Origin of the sequence: Agrobacterium deltaense RV3, from assembly GCF_900013505.1 — a bacterium.
Taxonomy (GTDB): domain Bacteria; phylum Pseudomonadota; class Alphaproteobacteria; order Rhizobiales; family Rhizobiaceae; genus Agrobacterium; species Agrobacterium leguminum.
Window position 1 is genome coordinate 309,742 of sequence record NZ_LT009747.1, and the last position, 21,194, is coordinate 330,935.

At 59.1% G+C, this 21,194-nt stretch carries 21 protein-coding genes; 12 read left to right on the forward strand and 9 right to left on the reverse strand.

The genetic code is table 11. The annotated features are described in order from the left end of the window. Positions 1-11: 11 nt before the first annotated feature. From AGR7B_RS25170 to AGR7B_RS25185, 4 genes are read right to left on the reverse strand one after another with little or no spacing between them, the layout of a single operon-like run. Positions 12-2,411, reverse strand: coding sequence for a xanthine dehydrogenase family protein molybdopterin-binding subunit (locus AGR7B_RS25170; protein WP_080858442.1), 2,400 nt, complete (start codon positions 2,409-2,411; stop codon positions 12-14). Beyond that, on the reverse strand, positions 2,408-3,169 hold the full coding sequence (locus tag AGR7B_RS25175) for an N-acyl homoserine lactonase family protein (RefSeq protein ID WP_080858443.1): 762 nt from the start codon (positions 3,167-3,169) through the stop codon (positions 2,408-2,410). The genes AGR7B_RS25170 and AGR7B_RS25175 overlap by 4 nt, the downstream gene beginning before the upstream one ends. Further along, the gene (locus AGR7B_RS25180; protein ID WP_080858444.1) at positions 3,166-3,645 is read right to left on the reverse strand and encodes a (2Fe-2S)-binding protein; all 480 of its coding nucleotides are present in this window, start codon (positions 3,643-3,645) and stop codon (positions 3,166-3,168) included. The genes AGR7B_RS25175 and AGR7B_RS25180 overlap by 4 nt, the downstream gene beginning before the upstream one ends. Further along, positions 3,638-4,525, reverse strand: coding sequence for an FAD binding domain-containing protein (locus AGR7B_RS25185; protein WP_080858445.1), 888 nt, complete (start codon positions 4,523-4,525; stop codon positions 3,638-3,640). The genes AGR7B_RS25180 and AGR7B_RS25185 overlap by 8 nt, the downstream gene beginning before the upstream one ends. 196 nt (positions 4,526-4,721) lie before the next feature. Here AGR7B_RS25185 and AGR7B_RS25190 point away from each other — a divergent pair, with 196 nt between their 5' ends. Continuing rightward, a complete protein-coding gene (locus tag AGR7B_RS25190) occupies positions 4,722-5,504 on the forward strand; it encodes an SRPBCC family protein (RefSeq protein ID WP_080858446.1) in 783 nt (260 codons plus the stop codon). Positions 5,505-5,578: 74 nt separating this feature from the next. On the opposite strand, the gene AGR7B_RS25195 is transcribed toward AGR7B_RS25190, so the two are convergent. The 4 genes from AGR7B_RS25195 to AGR7B_RS25210 are packed head-to-tail and all read right to left on the reverse strand — an operon-like array spanning position 5,579 to position 8,932. Further along, positions 5,579-6,553, reverse strand: coding sequence for a branched-chain amino acid ABC transporter permease (locus AGR7B_RS25195; RefSeq protein WP_080858447.1), 975 nt, complete (start codon positions 6,551-6,553; stop codon positions 5,579-5,581). 1 nt (position 6,554) lies between these two features. After that, positions 6,555-7,442 carry a branched-chain amino acid ABC transporter permease gene (locus AGR7B_RS25200; protein ID WP_080858448.1) on the reverse strand — a complete coding sequence of 296 codons (888 nt, stop codon included), beginning with the start codon at positions 7,440-7,442 and terminating at the stop codon, positions 6,555-6,557. Positions 7,443-7,476: 34 nt separating this feature from the next. Further along, the gene (locus tag AGR7B_RS25205; protein WP_080858449.1) at positions 7,477-8,181 is read right to left on the reverse strand and encodes an ABC transporter ATP-binding protein; all 705 of its coding nucleotides are present in this window, start codon (positions 8,179-8,181) and stop codon (positions 7,477-7,479) included. Next, positions 8,174-8,932 (reverse strand): ABC transporter ATP-binding protein, encoded by a 759-nt coding sequence (locus tag AGR7B_RS25210; protein ID WP_080858450.1) that lies wholly within the window; start codon positions 8,930-8,932, stop codon positions 8,174-8,176. The genes AGR7B_RS25205 and AGR7B_RS25210 overlap by 8 nt, the downstream gene beginning before the upstream one ends. A 272-nt stretch (positions 8,933-9,204) precedes the next feature. On the opposite strand from AGR7B_RS25210, the gene AGR7B_RS25215 reads away from it, so the two are divergent. The 9 genes from AGR7B_RS25215 (at position 9,205) to AGR7B_RS25255 (ending at position 18,331) form a co-directional block, all read left to right on the forward strand. Further along, complete coding sequence (locus AGR7B_RS25215; protein ID WP_080858451.1) at positions 9,205-10,413, forward strand: ABC transporter substrate-binding protein; 1,209 nt, start codon at positions 9,205-9,207, stop codon at positions 10,411-10,413. An 84-nt stretch (positions 10,414-10,497) separates the two neighbouring features. Then, entirely contained in the window at positions 10,498-11,265 is a 768-nt protein-coding gene (locus tag AGR7B_RS25220) for an enoyl-CoA hydratase-related protein (protein ID WP_080858452.1), read from the forward strand. A 63-nt stretch (positions 11,266-11,328) separates the two neighbouring features. Next, positions 11,329-12,084: an SDR family NAD(P)-dependent oxidoreductase gene (locus AGR7B_RS25225; protein ID WP_080858453.1), complete on the forward strand. Its 756-nt coding sequence runs from the start codon at positions 11,329-11,331 to the stop codon at positions 12,082-12,084. A gap of 23 nt (positions 12,085-12,107) precedes the next feature. Next, positions 12,108-13,628, forward strand: coding sequence for a class I adenylate-forming enzyme family protein (locus AGR7B_RS25230; protein WP_080858454.1), 1,521 nt, complete (start codon positions 12,108-12,110; stop codon positions 13,626-13,628). Between the two features lie 22 nt (positions 13,629-13,650). After that, positions 13,651-14,811 carry an iron-containing alcohol dehydrogenase gene (locus tag AGR7B_RS25235; RefSeq protein ID WP_080858455.1) on the forward strand — a complete coding sequence of 387 codons (1,161 nt, stop codon included), beginning with the start codon at positions 13,651-13,653 and terminating at the stop codon, positions 14,809-14,811. Next, the gene (locus tag AGR7B_RS25240) at positions 14,811-15,248 is read left to right on the forward strand and encodes an acyl-CoA thioesterase (protein WP_080858488.1); all 438 of its coding nucleotides are present in this window, start codon (positions 14,811-14,813) and stop codon (positions 15,246-15,248) included. The genes AGR7B_RS25235 and AGR7B_RS25240 overlap by 1 nt, the downstream gene beginning before the upstream one ends. Positions 15,249-15,281: 33 nt before the next feature. Then, a complete protein-coding gene (gabD, locus tag AGR7B_RS25245; protein ID WP_080858456.1) occupies positions 15,282-16,742 on the forward strand; it encodes an NADP-dependent succinate-semialdehyde dehydrogenase in 1,461 nt (486 codons plus the stop codon). Next, the gene (locus AGR7B_RS25250; protein ID WP_245317786.1) at positions 16,739-17,326 is read left to right on the forward strand and encodes an adenylate kinase; all 588 of its coding nucleotides are present in this window, start codon (positions 16,739-16,741) and stop codon (positions 17,324-17,326) included. The genes gabD and AGR7B_RS25250 overlap by 4 nt, the downstream gene beginning before the upstream one ends. A 48-nt stretch (positions 17,327-17,374) precedes the next feature. Further along, the gene (locus AGR7B_RS25255; protein ID WP_080858457.1) at positions 17,375-18,331 is read left to right on the forward strand and encodes an XdhC family protein; all 957 of its coding nucleotides are present in this window, start codon (positions 17,375-17,377) and stop codon (positions 18,329-18,331) included. 110 nt (positions 18,332-18,441) lie between these two features. Here the strand turns inward: AGR7B_RS25255 and AGR7B_RS25260 are convergent, their stop codons facing one another. Continuing rightward, a complete protein-coding gene (locus AGR7B_RS25260; protein WP_080858458.1) occupies positions 18,442-19,095 on the reverse strand; it encodes a nucleotidyltransferase family protein in 654 nt (217 codons plus the stop codon). A gap of 341 nt (positions 19,096-19,436) precedes the next feature. Here AGR7B_RS25260 and AGR7B_RS25265 point away from each other — a divergent pair, with 341 nt between their 5' ends. Then, a complete protein-coding gene (locus AGR7B_RS25265; RefSeq protein WP_121490472.1) occupies positions 19,437-20,447 on the forward strand; it encodes a dihydroxyacetone kinase subunit DhaK in 1,011 nt (336 codons plus the stop codon). Next, positions 20,447-21,082 (forward strand): dihydroxyacetone kinase subunit DhaL, encoded by a 636-nt coding sequence (gene dhaL / locus AGR7B_RS25270; RefSeq protein ID WP_080858459.1) that lies wholly within the window; start codon positions 20,447-20,449, stop codon positions 21,080-21,082. Before AGR7B_RS25265 ends, dhaL begins: the two co-directional genes overlap by 1 nt. Positions 21,083-21,194: the final 112 nt, after the last annotated feature.

Consider the following 21,194-nt stretch of genomic DNA (forward strand, 5'->3'; position numbering starts at 1 on the left):
TCGGCCATCGATCACGGCGCACCTGTGGCTTCGGTGGAAGTCTGACGTCGCTCGCGGAGCATCTGGAAGATTCTTTCGGGCGTGACCGGGAGTGTCTCCACGGACACGCCGAGATGAGCCAGTGCGTCGGACACGGCGTTCGCGATTGCCGCCGGCGCACCGATCGTGCCGCCTTCGCCCATACCGCGGAAGCCACCGATATTGTTGGGTAGATCGGCCTCGATATGGACGATGCCGATTTCGGGCACGCTGCTAGCGACCGGCACAAGATAATCCGCCAGGCTGGCGGTCACCGCCTGTCCCTGATCGTCATGGACGATTTCTTCGAGCAAGGCCGCTCCGATTCCCTGCGCCACTGCCCCGTGAACCTGTCCGTCCACGATCATCGGGTTGATGATCTTGCCGCAATCCTCCGCCACCACATAGCGGAGGATCTTCACGCCGTAGGTTTCTGGATCGACTTCCACCATGACCAGGTGCGTCGACGAGCAGGCGGTTCCGAGATAGGGGTCATAGGTCTCCGATGCAGTCAGGTCCTCGCGCTGGTCGCGCGGGATACGGCCCATCTGGGTATAAACGGCCGAAGCGACTTCTTTCAGCGTCATCGACGAATTCGAGTTTCGGCTGCTGATAATGCCGTCGTGGATGTCTAGGTCCTCGACTTTTTGCTCCATCAGATAGGCAGCTGCGCGCAGGACCTTTCCTTTGACAACGCGAGCGGCAAGCGTTGCGGCGCCGCCGCCGAGCACGGCGGAGCGACTGGCATAGGTGCCGCTAGCCATCGGGACAAGTGCGCTGTCGCCGTGCTTGACTTCAATGTCCTCCAGTTTGCAACCGAGTTCGTCAACGATGACCTGCGCCAGCGTCGTTTCCAGCCCTTGACCGTGGGACGAAATGCCGAAGGCGGCGGTGATCGCGCCAGTCGCGTCAATCTCGATTTTCGATGTTTCGGTCCCGGTATTGATCGGCATGCCAGGGGCAACAGAAATCCGCGATCCGATACCGGTGAGTTCCGCATAGCTCGCGAGCCCGATGCCCACCCAGCGGCCGGCCTTTCTCGCCTCGTCACGATCGCGAACCAGCACGGGATAATCGACATGCCTGCAAGCGCCTTCGAGACACTCCTGAAAGGCTGACTTGTCCCAGATGATGCCAGAGGCGGTGCGGTAGGGAAATTCGTCATCCCTCACAAGGTTCTTTCGGCGAAATTCGACAGGGTCCATGCCCAGTTTGCGCGCCGCCATCTCGATCAGACGCTCCATTGCGAAGGTGGACGAGGGGCGCCCAACGCCGCGATAGGGGCCGGTGGGCGGTTTCGGGGTCAGCACGCCGCGAATGCGGCCGCGGTAATGTTCCATCCGGTAGGGGCCGGGCAGGAAACTGACGACCTGCACCGTTTCGAGCGCTGCGGTCCATGGATAGATCGAATATGCGCCCACATCGCCGATAACATCAGCACGGAGGCCGATCAGCGTACCGTCTTTTGTAACCGCCAGTTCCGCCTCGATCAGTTCGTCGAACGCCTGGCTGGTGGCGGAAAGATCCTCAAGGCGGTCGCTGATGTATTTGACCGGTCGCTTCAGCTTCCGCGCCAGTGCGCAGACGAGAATTTCCTCGCCGTAGAGCGATCCCTTGCCACCAAAGCTGCCGCCGACATCCGGCGCAACGACGCGCATCCGCGTTCCAGGGAGATCGAGACAGCTGGAGAGCACGTCTCGAATGACGCCTGGTATATTCGAAGAGGTATAAATCGTCAGCGATTGCTTGCGACTATCCCATTCGGCGAGATAGGACCGGTTTTCCATGGCGACGGCGGTCTTGCGGGTCATCCGGAACCGGCCCCTGACGGTGATCGCCGCGTCCTTGAAGGCTTCGTCGACGTCGCCGCGTTTGAATTCGCGGCGGATGATCGTATTCGTTCCCGCTTCTTCATGCAGGAGCGGCGCGTCGTCCCTGACCGCATCGACCTGCCGGATCGCGAAGGGGAGGGGCTCGTATTCGATGGTAATGTGTTCCAGCGCGTCTTCGGCGGCATAGCGGCTTTCCGCCACTACCGCGACGACCGGTTCGCCGACATAGCGGACCTTACCCCGTGCTAATGGCCAGATCGGCGTGGCGTAATAGCCCGGCATCCGTGAGGTTGGAATGGCAGGCTTTATTTCTCCCTCGAGATCGCTTGCATCATAGATCGCGACAACGCCCCTAACCGAGAACGCGTCACCAATATCGATCTTCAAGATTTTGGCATGAGGCTGGTCGGAGCGGCGCAACGCGACATGAAGCATACCGGCAGGCGCCATGTCGTCGACATATTGTCCAACCCCGGTGAGAAGACGAGGATCCTCCGTGCGCTTGACGCGCTTGCCAACCAGCTTGGGGCGAAGCTCGACGGAATGATCAGAATGTTTCATTCATAGAACTCCCTGCCTTTTCTCAGGCCCTGCCACTGAATTTCGTCATGGCCTGAGATGATCGTGTCGCCGCTGTCGCGAAAGGCCTTGAGCCGCGCGAGTGAGGCAGCGGCTAGATCCATGTTCCAAGTGTTCTTCGGCGCGATGCTGGTGTCGATATTGGCCTGGAGGGGGGCGGCATCCGACGCTAGGACGAAAGTGCCGTCCTTTTCCAGTTCGACGCGCGCCACGCTCATGCCGGCTGTATGCCCAGGCATGGGCATGACGACGATACGGCCGTCGCCGAACACGTCATGGTCTGCGTCAAACGTCTGGAAGCCTTGGGGTTGATCCCATTCCCTAGGCAGGTAGCCGAGGTTTTCGGCACCCTCGGCCTTAGCTGCCGCGGCCTCAGCTTCGTGGCACAGGATGGTCGCCTTGCGGAAATAGGAATTGCATCCGCAATGGTCGGGATGAAGATGGGAGCAAATGACGACGTCGATGTCGTCGGGCTGCAGGCCGATGGCGTCGAGCTGGTGGACGACGGTCTGCTCCGGTGAAAAGATTGGCGTCATGACCTTGCTGAGGCCGCCCCAACGTGCCGGGGCATCGATCGCCGCATCCGGATTGCATCCGCTATCGAAGAGCACATTGCCCCGGGTATGGCGCATCAGCGTGGCGTGGACGGGCAGTTCGATGGTTTCTTCCTTTGCAGCTCCCGCTACAAAGATCGAGCGGCGCATACGCAGCCGGCCGCCTTCGAGAAAATGCATCTTCATGTCAGGGGGCCTCTTTCACGTGCGAGCTCGCGGACGGCATTGACGATGTGCTCATAGCCCGTGCAGCGACAGATGTTTCCGGAGAGCGCTTCCCGGATCTCCTGGTCGCTTTCCAGCGGGTGATGGCGCAGAAGATCGGTGATCGCCATGATGAAGCCCGGCGTGCAGAAGCCACATTGCAAGCCATGGTGTTCCCGAAACGCCTCCTGGACGCGCCCGAGCCTTTCGATGCTTCCCTGGCCCTCGATCGTCTCGATCTCCAAACCTTCTGCCTGAACGGCGAGCGTGAGGCAGGAGCGCGCGCTACGCCCGTCAAGAAGGACGGTGCACGCGCCGCAGACTCCGTGCTCGCAGCCGACATGAGTTCCTGTCAGGCCGAGCTCATGGCGCAGGAGATCGCTGAGGAGCATGCGAGGTTCGACTGCCCGCGTGTAGGATAGGCCGTTGACGTTAAAAGTGATCTGCTTTTCAGCCATGGCGTCGTATCGCCCTCCCATTGGCGCGGCTCCAAGCTGTGCGCAGTGCGCGCTTCGCCAATACGCCAGAAAGATGCCTGCGATAATCCGCTGATGCGTGGATATCGGAATTGGGGGTCAAGGTGTTTACCAGTCTCTCTGCTACCGCATCGAGAATGGGTTCGGAAAGGTCGGTGCCCTCGACGATCTCCTCGATTTCCGGCAGGCGCAGCGGGGTTTCACCGACGCCCATCATGCCAACGCGAACGCCGCTTGCCGCACCGCTTTCGACGCGAAAGGTTGTTGCAAAGCAGGCAAGCGCAAAGTCGCCATGGCGGCGGGAAAATTCCTCGAAACCCCAGCCGGCGTCCTCTGGCATGGCGTCGATTTCCACCGCTGTGACTAGTTCGTCCTCGTCAAGCGCATTTACCAACGAACCGGCAAAGAAGTCGGCGGCAGGGATACGGCGCTCGCCACGCTCGGAAAAGGCGATGATGGTGCCGTCGAGGAAGCGGGTCATCAGCGGCATTTCGGCTGCGGGGTCTGCATGCGCGACGCTTCCGCAGAACGTCCCGCGGTTGCGCACAGTCATGTGCGCGACGTGACGCATAGCATCGTGAACGATCGGCAGGTGCCGGGCGACGAGCGTATCGGTGGCCGTCATGCGATGACGGACGGTTGCCCCGACCTTCAGCCGGCTGCCGTCGAACTCTATCTTATCCAATCCCTTGATCCGATTGATATCGATGAGGATGGAGGGCTTCACCAGTCGGAAATTGATCATCGGCATCAGGCTCTGCCCGCCTGCGATAATCTTGCCGTCACCAGCAGATGCGGTGAGTGCCGCTGCTGCTTCCTCCACAGTTGTCGGTGCGATGTAATCGAACTGTGCGGGCTTCATGGATTCGCCCGTGCCGCCAGCGTGGCCGCCGCTCTGACTAAAGGTCGTGCCATAAGTGTTCCTCCGGCATCATCTCCAACAATGAGGCTCATTGAATATTTGACTTGCATTATTAGACTTAAAAAGTGAATGTCAAGCACGCTGATCGCGCCGTGCGGAGCGTTTCCGTTCCAATGACAGTTGAGGAGGATTATCCATGGAAATGTCTGGCCAACAATTGATCCCGGCCACCAAGGAAGAGGTCTGGGCAGCGCTCAACGATCCTGAGGTGCTCAAGGTCTGTATTCCCGGCTGCCAGGAATTGACGAAGTCATCAGACACGGAAATGGCTGCCGTCGCGGTCATGAAAGTCGGGCCGGTCAAGGCGCGGTTCCAAGGGGCGGTAACACTGTCGGATCTGGATCCTCCAAATGGTTACAAGATAACCGGCGAAGGGCAGGGTGGCGTTGCTGGCTTCGCCAAGGGCATTGCTGTTGTCAAGCTTTCCGCAACGGATGGCGGGACCGTATTAGACTACACCGTGGACGCGCAGATTGGCGGAAAGCTGTCGCAACTGGGGGGCCGATTAATCGACGTGACGGCGAAACAAATGGCCGGCCAGTTCTTCAAGCGATTTGCCGAGGAAATTCAGCTGCGACAAAACCCGCAGGAGGTCTCCATGGCCGCGCGGTCGGTAGGCGCCGATTCAATGCCGCTACAGGCTAAAGCCGGTTCGTCGCAGTTTGATATGCCTGCGCTGCCCGTTGTTCGACCTCGCGCCCAGGCGGCAGCAACGGCCGGCTCCGGCGTCTCGCTGCCGGTGCTTGGGCTGGTGGTCTTTGCTTCAGTGCTTGTCGCGCTTTGGGTCGTCTATGGTGGGTTGTTGCCGAGCCTTTCCGCGTCCGATTTGCCGGCGCGCATCTCGCCCGATCTTGCCAGCATCGTTCAGCTGGTGATGGCGGCGGCTATCGGCTACCTCTTCGGGCGGACGTCGAAGTAGACTTTCCCCGCCCCAGCAAAAAAGGCCGAAGCGCGAGCTTCGGCCTTTTGATTTTTGCTTGCACAGAAAGACTTTTATTCGCTCCTGCGTCGCTCCAGTAGGAGCTTAAGTTCGCCGAACACGCCCCGTCTGAACATCATCACACAGATCACGAAAAACAGGCCGATGATGAAGGTGATGGGCAGCCCACTGGTCGACAGGAAATGCTCGAGCCCGACGACAATTGTTGCGCCGACGATCGGGCCGATAAGCGTGCCCATGCCCCCAAGAAGGGTCATCAGAATGACTTCCCCGGACATGTGCCATGTGACGTCAACCAGCGAGGCGAGTTGGAAGGAGATCGCCTTCAGCGACCCGGCCAAGCCCGACAGAGCCGCTGAGAGGGTGAATGCGATCAGCTTGTAACGTTCGGGCTTCAGGCCGAGCGAGATGACACGCGTTTCGTTTTCGCGAATTGCGGACAGCGTATGCCCGAAAGGCGAGTTGACCGCGCGCCAGATGATGACGAGGCCGACGACCGTGCCGCCGAGGACGGTGTAGTACATTGCGGTGATATTCCTGAGGTCGATCATGCCAAGCAGGTAACCGCGGGGCACGGCCTGGATGCCGTCCTCACCCCCCGTGAAGGGCATCTGGACCGCCATGAAATAGACCATCTGGGCAAGTGCCAGGGTGATCATGGCAAAGTAGATGCCGTGTCGGCGGATGGCGAGCGTTCCAAAGGCCAATCCCAGCAAGGTCGCAAACAAAGTTCCCGCCAATACCGACAACTCAAATGGCCACTGCCACACCTTTGCGGCCTGGGCCGCGATGTAGGCGCCGCCGCCGAAGAAGGCGGCGTGTCCAAAGGACAACAGACCCGCGTAGCCGAGCACAAGATTGAAAGCTGCGGCGAACAGCACGAAGCAGAGGATCTTGATGAGGAAGAGCGGGTAGACCGCGAGCGGCGCGATCAACATGACAGCCACAATGACGAGCAGCAGGATGCGGCCGATCATCTGACCATGACTGGAGGTGGCGGCCGCGTTGGAGAGGGTTGCGCTTTTCATGTCATGCCTCCCGGCTGAACAGGCCAGCTGGCCGGATGAGGATCACGAGCACCATCACGACGAAAACCGCGATCGAGGAGGCTGCCGGATAGAATGTCTTGGTGAGGCCTTCGATGATACCAAGACCAAGCGCAGTGACGATCGCGCCGCCGATCGACCCCATGCCGCCGATCACGACGACGGCGAAGACCGTGATGATGATGCTTGAGCCCATGCCAGGGCTGACCTGATAGAGAGGCGCCGCGAGCGCGCCGGCAAAGCCGGCGAGCCCGACGCAGAAGGCATAGGTTAAAGTCAGCATGAGTGGCACGTTGATGCCGAAGGCCTGGACCAGCGACGGGTTTTCGGTCGCCGCCCGCAGATAGGCGCCGAGCTTGGTCCTCTCGATCGCAATCCAGGTCAGCAGACAGATAATGAGCGAGATGACGATTACCCACGCGCGGTACATGGGCAGAAACATGAAGCCGAGATTGATGCCGTCCGTCAGTGCCGCTGGAACTGGATACGGTTTTCCGGCTGCGCCGAAGACGTGTCGGAACAGACCTTCCAGCATCAGCGCGATGCCAAATGTGAGGAGCAGGCTGTAGAGGTGGTCCATGCGATAAAGCCGCCTCAGAAACAGCTTTTCAACCACAACGCCGGCGAAACCGACCAGTATGGGGGCCGCGACGAGTGTTCCCCAATACCCAAGACCGAGCCTCGACAGCATGTACCAGGCGACGAAGCCGCCCAGCATGTAGAACGCTCCATGGGCGAAATTGATGACGTTAAGCATGCCGAAGATGACCGCCAGCCCGAGGCTGAGCAGAGCGTAGAATGAGCCGTTGATCAGCCCGAGTAGCAGTTGGCCGAGGAGAACGGGTATCGGCACCCCGAGAAAATCTGTCATGTGATTTTGACCTGTTGAAATGTGCGCATGGCAATCAAACCCCCAGATACCGGTTCAGCCGGTCCATGTTGGCGTCGAGCGCATCATTGGAGATTTCGTCGATGACCTTTCCCTGGTCGAGGACGAAGTGCCGGTCGGCGACGGAGGCCGCAAAGCGCAGGTTCTGTTCGACGAGAATGATGGTCATGCCGCGATCCTTGAGGACGCGCAGCGCCGCGCCGATCTCCTCGACGATGACGGGGGCGATGCCTTCGGTGGGCTCATCGAGCAGGATGAAATCGGCGCCGGTGCGCAGGACGCGTCCGATCGCCAACATCTGCTGTTCGCCGCCGGAAAGCCGCGTGCCGGGCGTGGTGTCGCGGCCCTTGAGATTAGGGAAGAGGTTGTAGATTTCATCCACACTCATCCCGCCCGATTGCCAGGCTGGCGGGAACATCAGGTTTTCGATGACGTTCAGCGTCGAAAAAATGCCGCGCTCCTCTGGGACGTAGCCGATGCCGAGACGGGCGACTTTGTGCGCCGGTGTCCGCAACAGATCGACACCTTTGTAGATGCTGCTGCCGGCCCGCTTGCTGACGACGCCGATCAGACTGCGCAGGGTCGTGGTCTTGCCGGCGCCGTTGCGGCCGATCAGGGTGACAACCTCGCCCTTCCTGACGTTGAATTCCACGCCGTGAAGCACGTGGCTTTCGCCATACCAAGCCTGAAGATTGCTGACGTTTAGAACTGTTTCAGCCATGGGCTCCTCCCATATAGGCCTTGCGAACTTCGCTGTTCGTCGAGACGTCAGCATAGCCGCCCTCGGCAATCACCTCGCCGCGGCGCAGCACCGTGATCGTGTCGGAAAGATCCGCGACGACGCCAAGATTGTGCTCGACCATCAACACCGTGCGACCCGTGCCAACGCGGCGGATCAACGCCGCCGTCCTGCCGATGTCTTCCGTGCCCATGCCGGCCATAGGTTCGTCGAGCAGCAGCACGTTCGGTTCGAGCGCAAGCGTCGTCGCCAGTTCCAGCGCACGCTTGCGTCCGTATGAAAGCTCGCTGGCTTTTGTCCGGGCCTTTTCGGCGAGACCGACGCTTTCAAGGAGGGCCATGGTCTCCTCGTCAAAGCGTTTCAGACACCGGTTGGACTTCCAGAAGGAAAAGGTTTCCCGCTCGCGGGCCTGCAGCGCCACGCGCACGTTCTCAAGGGCGCTGAGGTGCGGAAAGACCGACGAGATCTGGAAGGACCGGACGAGGCCAAGCCGAGCGATGTCGGCAGGCGCCATCTGTGTAATGTCGCGACCCTTGAAAAATATCTGACCGGAACTTGGCGAAAGAAACTTGGTCAGCAGGTTGAACAGCGTGCTTTTGCCGGCGCCATTCGGTCCGATCAGCGCGTGGATGGTCCCCGGCCGAATCTGGATGTCGACATTGTTGACGGCAATGAAGCCGCCGAACGAGCGCGTCAAACTGCGCGCCTCGATGATGGGTGCGTTCTCCGGCACGAGTCCTCCCTACCGGCTTGATTTTCTCCTCCAGTGGCGTCGGATCGGAACCCGGCCACGCGCCTCGTCCAGCGGAAGAGGCAGTTTCAGGAAAACATATAAAGTCTAATAATGCAAGCTTGCATAATGGCAAAAACTCTGCTTATCATACTCCGGTATCGAAGTGCAGCGCATCATAACGGTGGTTCCTAACCAGAAATAGGTATGATAGCGCAAGTTTAACATCGGCGCTTGAGGAGGAGCTTTAGTGCCGCATCTGGGAGGATGGATTGATGACGCATCTGCGAATTTTCCTGTCTTGCACCGCGGCTTTCGCTGCGATGAGCATGGGGGCTCACGCTCAGGACTCGGGACCGATCCGGATCGGCGTCCTGACCGATGTCAGTGGCCAGTTCTCGCATGAGGCAGGCGAGGGGGCGATTGCTGCGGTGAAAATGGCCGTTGAAGATTTCGGCGGCAAAGTGCTCGACCGCCCGCTGGAAGTGGTCGTGGCCGACCACCAGAACAAACCTGAGGTCGCCGTCTCCACCGCTCGGGAGTGGTACGAGTCGCAAGGCGTGACGATGATCAACAACCTGATCAATTCCGGCATCGCGCTGGCTGTCACACAGGTTGCCAAGGACGAGGACAAGATCGCGATCGTCAACGGCTCCGGTTCGTCACGCTTGACGAATGACGGCTGCACGCCAAACAGCATCCATTACTCGTACGATACTTATGCGCTGGCCAATGGGACCGCCAACCAACTGATCCGGGAAGGCAAGAAGAACTGGTACTTCCTGACCGCCGACTATGCCTTCGGCCATGCGCTGGAAGCGGATGCGAGCCAGATCGTCAAAACGAACGGTGGCACTGTTTCCGGCGCTGTCCGCTACCCCATCGAGACCTCCGACCACAGCGCCTTCATGCTGCAGGCGCAGGCTTCGCCCGCCGATGTCGTTGCGATGGCAGGGTCCGGAACGACCTTCGTCAACGCGGTCAAATCCGCAGCCGAGTTCGGTCTCGCGTCCTCGGGCAAAACCGTTGCGGGGCTGCTGGTATGGGATACAGACGTCCATTCGCTCGGGCTTGAAACAGCACAGGGCATGATCCTGACCAACGCCTTCTACTGGGATCGCGACGAAGAAACCCGTGCCTTCGCCAAGAAATTCGAGGCGCGTGTTGGCCGTCCGCCACATATGGGCGATGCGGGCGATTACTCCTCCACCATGCATTACCTCGAAGCCGTGAAGGCGGCCGGAACCACCGACACGAAGCAGGTAATGGCGAAGATGAAGGAAACACCGGTCAATGACTTTTTCGCCAAGGGTGGCAAAATCCGCGAGGACGGCCGCATGGTGCACGACATGTATGTCTATCAGGTAAAGACACCGTCTGAATCGAAGAGCGAATGGGACCTTCTGAAGCTCGTCACTACCATCCCAGGCGACCAGGCCTTCCGTCCTCTCTCTGAAAGCCAGTGCCCGCTGGTTAAGAAGTGATCCAAAGAGGTGCCCGGCTCTCCTGCGCCGGGCTCACCCCAAGCATTGAACCCGGTTGCGATCGGCAGGAAGAGATGAGCAGTCATGACTGACATTAAGGTCGAGAAAACTGATGGCGTCGCCATCGTTACAATGAACAGGCCCAACCAACGCAATGCCGTGACCTATGCCATGTGGTGCGAGCTTGCCGAGCGGTTCCGCCAGTTCGACTCGGATCCAGATGTCCGCGCCATTCTGCTAACTGGGGCCGGCGCGGACTTTTCCGCCGGCGCCGATATCAACGAGTTCGATGCGGTAAGGGGCGGTGCGGAGGAAAGCACGCGTTACGAGGTCGCCGTCGACGCTGCGGGCGATGCCATCTATGACGTCTCGAAGCCGACGATCGCGGTGTTGCGCGGCTATTGCCTTGGTGGCGCCGCACATCTGGCCATGTCCTGCGATTTCCGCATTGCCGAAGAAAGCGCCGTGTTCGGCATTCCCGCCGCCCGGTTGTCGATCGTCTATGGCGTCTCCGCGACACGCAAGCTGTTTTCTCTCGTTGGCGTCACAGAGGCGAAACGAATTCTCTATTCGGCTGACCGCTTCACCGCCAGTCAGGCGCTTGAGAACGGCTTCATCGACACGCTGGCGAATGATGCCACCGCGGCTGCCTTGGCGCGCGCCAATGCGATGGCCGAGAATGCGCCCCTGACAATAAATGGCGCGAAGTTCATCCTCAATGGCTGCGCCCGGGGCTCTCTCGACCGCGCCGAAGCTGAAAGGCTGATCGATCATGCAAGTTCCAGTGACGACTACGCCGAAGGACGCAAGGCCTTTGCCGAAAAACGGTCGCCTCTGTTTAAGGGCCACTGACGGTCAGGTTTCAACGACATCAATCCGCTGCAAAGGCAGCATCTCATTGCAAGGAGGTATTCAATGGAAACCAATCTCAAGGGCAAGGTAGCGCTTGTCACGGGCGGCGGGCGAGACGTCGGCGGCGCTATCGCGCGCACCCTTGCGTCAGAAGGCGCCATCATTGCAGTAAACTACGCACGGTCCAAGGACGAAGCCCAAGCGGTTGTGCAATCAATTGAGGTTGGCGGCGGCAAGGCGAAAGCATATCAGGCGGACATCAGCGACAATGACCAGGTCAAGACGATGGTTGCCGCGATCAGGTCGGACTTCGGAACCATTGACATCCTCGTCAATAATGCGGGTTACGTCAAATACCAGCGCTTCGTCGAATCGACGCCGGACGACTGGAAGAAGCAGATCGACGTGTGCCTCTACGGCGCGATCAATTGCTGCCACGAGGTGGCACCGGTGATGATTATGCAAAACTCCGGCAGGATCATCAATCTTGTCGGCGACAGCTCCCGTATTGGCGAAGCCAATCTTGCGCTGGCGGCGGCCGCACGTGGCGGCACTATCGCGCTGGGCAAGTCGCTTGCTCGCGAATTTGGTCGCAACAACATCACGGTCAACACCGTCTCGCTCGGCTTGATCGAGACCTCGCACTCCGATCCTGACTTCCTAGAGAAGAACCGCGAGAAGATCGTCAAGGCCTATCCGCTTCGGCGCATTGGCAAGCCTGACGACGTGGCGCCGATGGTGGCTTTCCTTGCCTCTGACGCGTCCTCTTGGGTCACCGGGCAGGTCATCAGTGTCAATGGCGGCTTTGCGATGGTCTGACCGGAGGAAGGGGAGGAACTGAAATGATACATTTTGAGCTCATTGCACCTGTCGGAGAGATTCTCCGGCGGAATGCACGCCTGTACCCGGAGAAACTGGCATTCGAGGACAAGACGAGAGCTGTCTCCTACGCCGAGCTTAACTGTGAAACGGAAGGCCTGGCGGCACGTCTGATCGCTCTTGGTCTTCAGAAGGGTCAGGCGGTCGCGATCTATCTGCCGAATTCCGTCAATTGGGTCGTGGCATGCCTCGCCGCGGTTAGGGCCGGCGGCGTGGCGGTCCCGATCAGCATCGAATCGACGGAAGCCGAAACAAGCTATCGCATCACCGATTCCGATTGCGTTGCCGTCATTACTCTACCGGACCTGCGCGCGGCGACCGAGCCCTTGCTCCGGCGCTTGGATCGGACCGCCGTCCTCATTACGGCAAACGATAATGCCGGCTTCGATCTGACGGACCCTGTCGACTTCGAGGACGATCAGGATGTCGACCGCCACGCCTATATCGTCTACACCTCCGGGACGACGGGCCAGCCGAAGGGCGTACTGCTGTCGACGCGGTCGATGCTTTGGGTCACGAGTGCGTGCTGGGCTCCGATCGCTGGGATGAACAGTAACGATGTCGTCCTCAACACGCTGCCGCTCTACCATTCGTATGCCTTGAATATCGCCGTGCTGTCGATCATCGCGACAGGCGCCAGCGAATATATCATGGAGAAATTCTCTACTACTCACGCTACCGAACTGTTGCGCTCGGGCCGCTTTACCTTCATGCCCGGCGTGCCGACGGTCTTTCATTATTTCCTGTCGACCTGCCAGGCGAGCGGTGAGAAGCTCCTCGACTCTGTCAGGCTTTGCGTGTCGGCCGGCGCGATCATGCCTGGAACCCTTAATCACGATTTCGAAGAATTTTTTGGTGTGCCCCTTCTTGATGGCTATGGGATCACCGAAACATCGACAATGGTGACCATGAACTGGCCCGGCCGCTGGCGGGTCTCCGGCTCGTGCGGTCTGCCGCTTCCGGGGCTCACGGTACGACTCGTAGATCCGAAAACCGGCCTCGATGTGCCCGTCGGCATAGAGGGCGAACTGATCTGCAAAGGTCCCAACCTGATGCAAGGTTACCACAACAAGCCGCTGGAAACTCAGAAGGCCGTGGTGGACGGCTGGTATCATACGGGTGATCTCGCCAGAAGCGATGACAACGGATTTTTGACGATTACCGGCCGCCTTAAGGAACTCATCATCCGCGGTGGTCAGAACATCGCCCCTGCGGAGGTCGAGGAAACAATTCTCCTTCACGACGCGATCATGGATTGCGCGGTAATCGGAATGCCGCACACCATGCTTGGCGAGGTTCCCGTCGCCTGCGTGGTGCTGAAGTCGGCAGACCTCTTCGACCAGGAGACGCTGTTGCACCACTGCAAAGAGCGATTGTCCGCCTATAAGGTCCCGGATCGAGTGTATGTCGTCAACGAAATTCCCCGCACCGGCTCCGGCAAGATCCTGAGGATCAAGCTCAGGCACAGCCTGCCCGGCGCATGATGCAGTACCATAGGAGATGCCCATGAACCCGTTTGTTTTCAGCACGACCAGCCAGATCGTGTTCCGGTCCGGCGCTTCGGCGGAAATCGGCGGTCTCGTCAAGCCGAAGCTCGGGAACCGGGTCCTGTTCGTCACCGACCCGGGGTTGCGCAAGCTCGGTCTTTGTGATCCAGCGCTGACGTCGCTTTCTAAGGCCGGCGTCGAAACGACCGTTTTTGATAGTGTCGAGGCGGATCCGTCGCTTGCGACTGTGCTTGCAGCCAACCATGCTGCGAAATCTGCCGGCGTGACGGGCGTCATCGGCTTTGGAGGCGGCTCGTCACTCGACGTCGCCAAGCTCGCCGCGCTGCTCAGTGGGTCCGGCGAGGATATCGATAGCGCCTGGGGTGTCGGCAATGCCAAAGGGCCGCGGCTGCCACTTGTTCTGGTGCCGACGACTGCGGGGACTGGCTCGGAAGTCACCCCGGTGTCGATCGTCACCGTTCAGGGCGACGAAAAGCGGGGCGTTTCCTCGCCGATCATCCTTCCCGACATTGCCATTCTCGATGCCGATCTGACTGTCGGTCTGCCGGCTCACATCACGGCGGCGACAGGGATCGATGCCATGGTGCATGCCATCGAGGCCTATGCGTCCAAGAACGCCAACAATAATCCGCTGTCAAAGATGCTTGCCCGTCAGGCGCTTCAACTGCTCGGCGCAAACATCGAGAAAGCGGTTTTCGACGGCAAGGATCGTGACGCCAGAGGTGCCATGCTGCTTGGCTCGATGCTGGCCGGCCAGGCATTCGCCAATTCGCCCGTGGCTGCCGTCCATGCGCTTGCCTATCCGATTGGTGGCACTTTCCATGTCCCTCATGGGCTCTCGAACGCGCTCGTGTTGCCACACGTCCTGCGCTTCAACGCACCGGAGGCTGCGTCCCTCTATGCGGACATCGCAGCGGACGTCTTCCCCGATCTCGCGTCGGAACAAAGCATCCAAGGCCGCTCAGCCGCTTTCATCGAGCGGCTTGCCGATCTTTCCTCGAAACTGGGATTGCAGCCTCGCTTGCGCGACGTCGGCATCGGTGAAGAGTACCTTGCCACCATGGCGCGCGATGCGATGAAGCAGACGCGGCTTCTCGTCAACAACCCGCGTGACGTCAATGAGGCGGATGCGCTTTCGATCTACAAGGCGGCATGGTGATGGCAGAACGCGCAGCGCCCGCAAGCAGGTCCTCCTACAAGGTGTTTCGCACCATCGCCACGCGCTGGTCCGACAATGACAGCTACGGTCACATTAACAATGTCGTTCACTACAGTATGTTCGACACGGCCGTGAACAGCTTCCTGATCGAAAACGGCGCCTTGAACATTAAAGGCGGCGCGCACGTTTTTCTCGTGGTCGAAACCGGCTGCCGGTATCACGCTGAGATGACGTTTCCCGATATAGTTACGGCCGGAATTCGCGTTTCGCGAGTGGGGAGTTCATCGGTTCGCTACGAGATCGGGTTGTTTCGGAACGAAGAAGACACGGCGTCTGCGGAAGGCTTCTTCGTCCACGTCAATGTGGACCGCATCTCGCGCAGGCCAACCTCGTTCGGCGATGTGACCCGTCGGCTGCTAGAACCGCTCGTTGTCTGAGCAAGAATAAATTTCACAAAAGGACAGTCAAAAATGGTTGCTATCAAACTCAAGGATCCGTCCCTTCTGCGCGGCCAATGTTTCATTGCTGGCGAGTGGCTGGACGCTGATGACGGCCAGGCGATTGATGTCGACAATCCGGCAGACGGCACGACGATCGCTACCGTTCCGAAGATGGGCCGCACGGAGACCAGACGGGCCATCGCGGCGGCGGAAGCGGCATTGCCGGCCTGGCGCGCACTGACCGGCAAGGAGCGGGCGGCGGTCCTGCGTCAATGGTTCGAGCTCCTGATGCAGAACCAGGACGACCTTGCGGCCATCATGACCGCAGAGCAGGGCAAGCCTTTTCCGGAGGCCAAAGGCGAAATTGCCTATGCCGCGTCTTATATCGAATGGTTTGGCGAAGAGGCAAAACGCGTCTATGGTGACACCATCCCGGCTCCTACCACGGACAAGCGCATCGTTGTCATCAAACAGCCGATAGGGGTGTGCGCGGCGATCACGCCATGGAATTTTCCGGCCGCAATGATTACCCGGAAAGTCGGGCCAGCGCTCGCCGCGGGCTGCACCATGGTCATAAAGCCGGCAAGCCAGACGCCATTGTCGGCACTCGCCCTGTGCGTGCTAGCCGAACGGGCCGGCGTGCCGAAGGGCGTGTTGTCGTGTGTTACCGGATCTGCCTCGGACATCGGCACTGAATTGACGTCCAACCCCGCTGTTAGAAAGCTGAGCTTCACCGGTTCGACGGAGATCGGCAAGGTCCTGATGGCGCAATGCGCGCAGACGGTGAAGCGGACGTCTATGGAGCTTGGCGGCAACGCACCATTTATCGTCTTTGACGACGCCGATGTCGACGCGGCGGTCAAGGGTGCGATCGCTTCAAAATATCGAAATGCGGGTCAGACCTGCGTGTGCGCCAACCGCTTTCTGGTCCAGTCGGGAATTCATGACGCTTTCGTCAAAAGGCTGGCAGAAGCCGTGTCCGGCCTCAAAGTCGGGAGCGGTTTTGATGAAGATATCCAGATCGGTCCCCTGATCGACGACAAGGCCGTCGCGAAAGTCGAGGAGCTGCTCTCGGACGCCATCGGCCGTGGCAGCCGCGTCTTGGCAGGAGGGCGTCGCCACGCCCTAGGTCACAGCTTTTTTGAAGCAACGGTCCTTGCCGATGTATCGCCCGATGCTCAGATCTTCGCTGAAGAAATCTTCGGGCCTGTTGCGCCCGTCTTCCGTTTCGACACCGAGCAGGAGGCAATCCGCCTCGCCAACAACACCCAGTTCGGGCTGGCCGCCTATTTTTATGGCCGCGACATCGCGCGCGTCTGGCGGGTCGCCGAGGCGCTCGAATACGGCATTGTCGGAATCAACGAGGGTCTTATCTCGACCGAGGTCGCCCCCTTTGGCGGCGTAAAGGAAAGCGGCAATGGTCGCGAAGGATCGAAGTACGGCATGGATGATTACCTCGAGATCAAATATTTGTGCATGGGGATTTCATGATGGTCAATCTGGTCCTCATCGGCCCACCCGGCGCCGGCAAAGGTACGCAAGCCGAGCGTCTCGTGCAGGATTACGGGCTAATGCATATTTCCACCGGCGATCTGCTGCGCGAGGCGATTAAGGCAGAGACATCGCTTGGGCTTGAGGCCAAGGCGGCCGTCGAGAGCGGAGCACTCGTCCCGGATGCGGTTGTAGTTGGCCTCGTTGAGGAACGTTTGTCCGACAGAAAATCGGAGCAGGGCTTTATCCTCGACGGTTTTCCGCGGACGGTCGTACAGGCCGAGGCGCTCGAGCATATGCTTGAGAGTTTGAACGCTCCGCTCCATCACGTCATCATATTCGACATTGCGATTGATCTTCTCGAAGAGCGGATTGCGAAAAGGGCTGAACAGTCGCGGGCACATGGCGCTGAAACACGCTCTGACGACAATGCCGAAGTGTTGAAGAGAAGAGTTGAGGAGTTCGCTCGCGCCACCGCGGCGTTATCGCCATTTTACGAGCACCGCCATTTGCTTCGTCGAGTTGACGCTGCGGCCGGCATTGACCACGTCGCCTCCCAAATCGGCATTTTTCTGGGGCGGTGATCGAAGTCAGATGTTGAACTTCTGACCTATGTCGACAGGAGGTCACGAATGACCCTGCGTGATTTTGGTGAGAACAATGTCGTGTTGCCGACGGTTGCGCTCGTGACCGACGAACCGGGCAGGATCCTACGCTATGCGTATGACTCTTTTCTCGCCGGCGTTCCCGTAGCCTTGGTCACGCTTGTTGAGGTGCGTGGTGGCGCGGCGCGTTCGGTTGGTGCACAAATGGCAGTGCGAGGAGACGGCCACTACTGCGGCTTTGTTTCAGGCGGCTGTACTGAGGCGGCCGTGGCAGCAGAAGCTATCGATGCCCTGCGCAATGGGCGTGATCGATTCCTGCGGCTTGGAGAAGGTTCGCCATTCTTCGATATCGTGCTTCCTTGCGGGGGAGGGATCAACCTATCGATTCACATCCTCAAAAATGCAGATCCGGTGGGCCAGGTTTTGTCACGTCTGGCCTCGCGACGCCCCGCTAGTCTTCGGTATACGCCTGGATCGGAATCAATGGAGTTCGGTGGAGAGGGCAGCCGGAACCAAATCGGCTGGTCCGACGGAACTTTCATTACGCGCTACCAGCCGATTATCCGCGTCCTTATTTGCGGACGATCGGTCGAACTGGCGACAACCGCCGCTGTGGCGACGGCGGCCGGCTATCAGGTCGAGCAGATAGACCCGGCCATCGAAAGCAATGCGTTCGCTTCTAAGATTGACACGTTTTCCGCAGTCGCGTTGTTGTTCCACGACCTTGACCGGGAGTTGCCACTGCTCCAGGGCGCGTTGTCCTCCGACTCGTTTTACATCGGCGCTCTGGGAAGCACGCGGACCCACGGGAAACGGATCGCCTTGCTTCGCAAGCATGGCTTTGATGACGCGGATATCGCAAGAATCAAAGCGCCGATAGGCATCTTTGACAAGGCCAGGGATGCTTCGTCGATAGCGCTTTCTGTGATTGCAGATATCGCAGCGGCCAGGACTTGGACTCAACAGGCGTCGGCGCAAGGATAGATATTCGGCGTGGCGGTGCCGACGATGTATGGTTCCGGCTTGTGACCGAAGCATCGCGTATTGTCAGGATTGGTTCAGCTGCTCAGCAAACACGCAACAAGCCGATCTGACTACGTTTTTAGCCTCCCACCCGCGGCGCAAATTGCCTCGGGAGTATCTACGTCCAGCAGTGCGGCTTCCCCAATCTCTACAGAAAGGATTGGTAGGCTGGACCTTTCTATGATCTGGCGAGCGCCTACATCGCCTTCGAGACGCGCGACTGCCTCGAATAGCGATTTTGGAAGTATAACGGGATTCCCCGGCTTGCTATCTCCCATTGCACGCACCACCACTTCGCCGTTGGTTGTGTGGAAAGCCGCAATAAGCCGATCGAGATGGTCGCTTGTCAATCCCGGCATATCGGCAAGCAGGACCAACACGGCATCCGCCCCTCTATCACTGCAGTATGATATGCCGGTGGCAAGCGTGGTTGCCATCCCCTGGTCGTATTTTCGATTTTCGACGCACACCACTCCCAAGCCATCTAATGCGGCTTCAATTTCGAGCCGACGATGGCCGGTTACCACGATCACAGTATCGGCCGTCGAACCGAGCGCAACCCGAGCCGAACGGCGCACGAGAGCAACCCCGTCGAATTCCGCAAGCAGCTTAGAAGTTCCTAACGTGCTCGTTCGACTGGAACGTCCTGCCGCAAGCAGAATAACGAAAATTCGGAAAGCAAAAGGATTGCTTTTAGATGGTTCACAATCGCCTGCGCCGGGCATGTATCCTCCCAGGGTGTATAGTGTGCGTTGGCCGTGCGACGCTGTTTCGTTACCGGATATTTGGCGAGGCAACACTAGGCTTGTTTCCTCGCCAAATCCAGAACCTGGTCTCAGCCTTGCCTGCGGTCATCAAGGCCGAACTAGGACGTGTACGATTTACCGTTGTTGCCCCGGGAGAACTGCTACAGCTCGTTCTTATCAGCTGAAACACGCCAATCGCTAGTTGCGCAAAGAAAGGTATGACCTTATACCTGACTTCTGAAGCGGTCAGAGTCGTCGTCAGATGGACGTTAGTGTGACCAGTTGGGCCTTTGGGAGATTATGGAGGAGGAGAAATCACCGTGCCGGTCAAGAAGATAATCAATCTAGGGTCGGGCGCTGTCGACGAGATGCTTGCCGGCATTCTTGCTGCGCACCCCAAGCATCTGAAAGTGGTGGATGGATCATCGCGCTCGGTAATCGCGGTCGATGGCCCTCGGGAAGGCAAGGTGGGATTGGTCATCGGTGGAGGTTCGGGTCACGAGCCAAGCTTCCTGGGTTTCGTTGGATCAGGACTTGCCGACGCAGCCGCAATCGGAAACATTTTCGCCTCACCGCCTCCTGACCCGATCGTTGCCTGCGCGAAAGCGGTCGATCGTGGAGCGGGCGTTCTTTTCATGTACGGAAACTATGCGGGTGACGTGATGAATTTCGACATGGCCGCCGAGATGGCCGCCATGGACGATATCGAAGTACGCACGGTCCTGACAACCGACGATGTCGCCTCGGCATCCATCGACCGTCGCGACCAGCGACGCGGCGTGGCTGGGAATGTCTTGATCTTCAAGGTCGCAGGGGCGGCATGCGATCGCATGATGACTCTCGGTGAATGCCATGCCGTCGCCCAGAAGGCGAACGACCGCACGTATACAATGGGAGTCGCCCTAAGCCCCTGTTCGCTTCCGCAGACACGGCGCGCTAACTTTGAGATAGGCGCAGATCAGATGGAAATCGGTATGGGTATCCATGGAGAGCCCGGTGTCGGCAGTGGCCCTTTGAAAAGCGCTAACGAAATCACCGATGAGCTACTTGACAGAATACTACCGGAAATGGGGGCCGGGCGCGGGGAACGGGTCGCCGTCCTCGTCAATGGGCTTGGGGCGACCCCACTAATGGAACTATATATTATCATGGCCCGGGTGAAGGCGCGTCTGGATGCCGCCGGCCTTTCAATCCACAGTTCGCTGGTTGGTAATTACTGCACGTCCCTCGACATGGTGGGGGCGTCTGTAACGCTGATGCATCTGGATGACGAGCTTCAGGCGCTGCTTGACCATCCTTGTGATTGCGCGATGTTCAGGAGCGGACGCTGATGGAACAGATCACGGCAAAAGAACTCCATAAAATGTTTTCCGCGATAACCGCAAAGATTAGAATGAACAGCTCCCTCCTTAGTGAACTTGATGGAGTGATTGGAGATGCGGATCATGGAATAACCATGGAACTGGGCTTCACGACAGTCGAAGCTGCGTTGGCATCTAACGAAGGCGAGGCTGATCTCGGTGCGATTTTCAATAACGCGGCCAAGTCTTTTCTCAACGCGGTGGGTGCGTCAACGGGACCGCTCTATGCCACAGCGTTCGTGCGCGCTGGTGCGCTTCTGAAGGGGAAAACGACCGCCGACGATGATGATGGAGTCCAAATGCTCTTGGCAATGGCGAAGGGGATTGAGGAGCGCGGAAAAGCTGTACCGGGTGAAAAAACGATGGTAGATGCATGGCGTCCGGCTGCGGACGCCGCTCAAAGTGAACGAGCCAAGCTTTCTTCACTCGGGACTTGCCTGCGCGCTGCAGCGGATGCCGCGCGAGCGGGTGCGGAAAACACGAAGTCGATGCTACCGCTCAAGGGGCGCTCGTCGCGGCTTGGCGAAAGAGCTCTGGGGCATGCTGATCCTGGGGCTGTATCCGCGGCTTTGATTATCGCGGCGATGGCCGAAAGTCTAGCGTGAGCAGCGTTTAGCGCCCCAATTGGCTACTCGCGAAACGAGGTGGAAGCCAATTGACTAGGCCGGAAAATTTCCCGCCGGAGCGGTACTCCGGCTTCTCCAGGGTCATCGATAC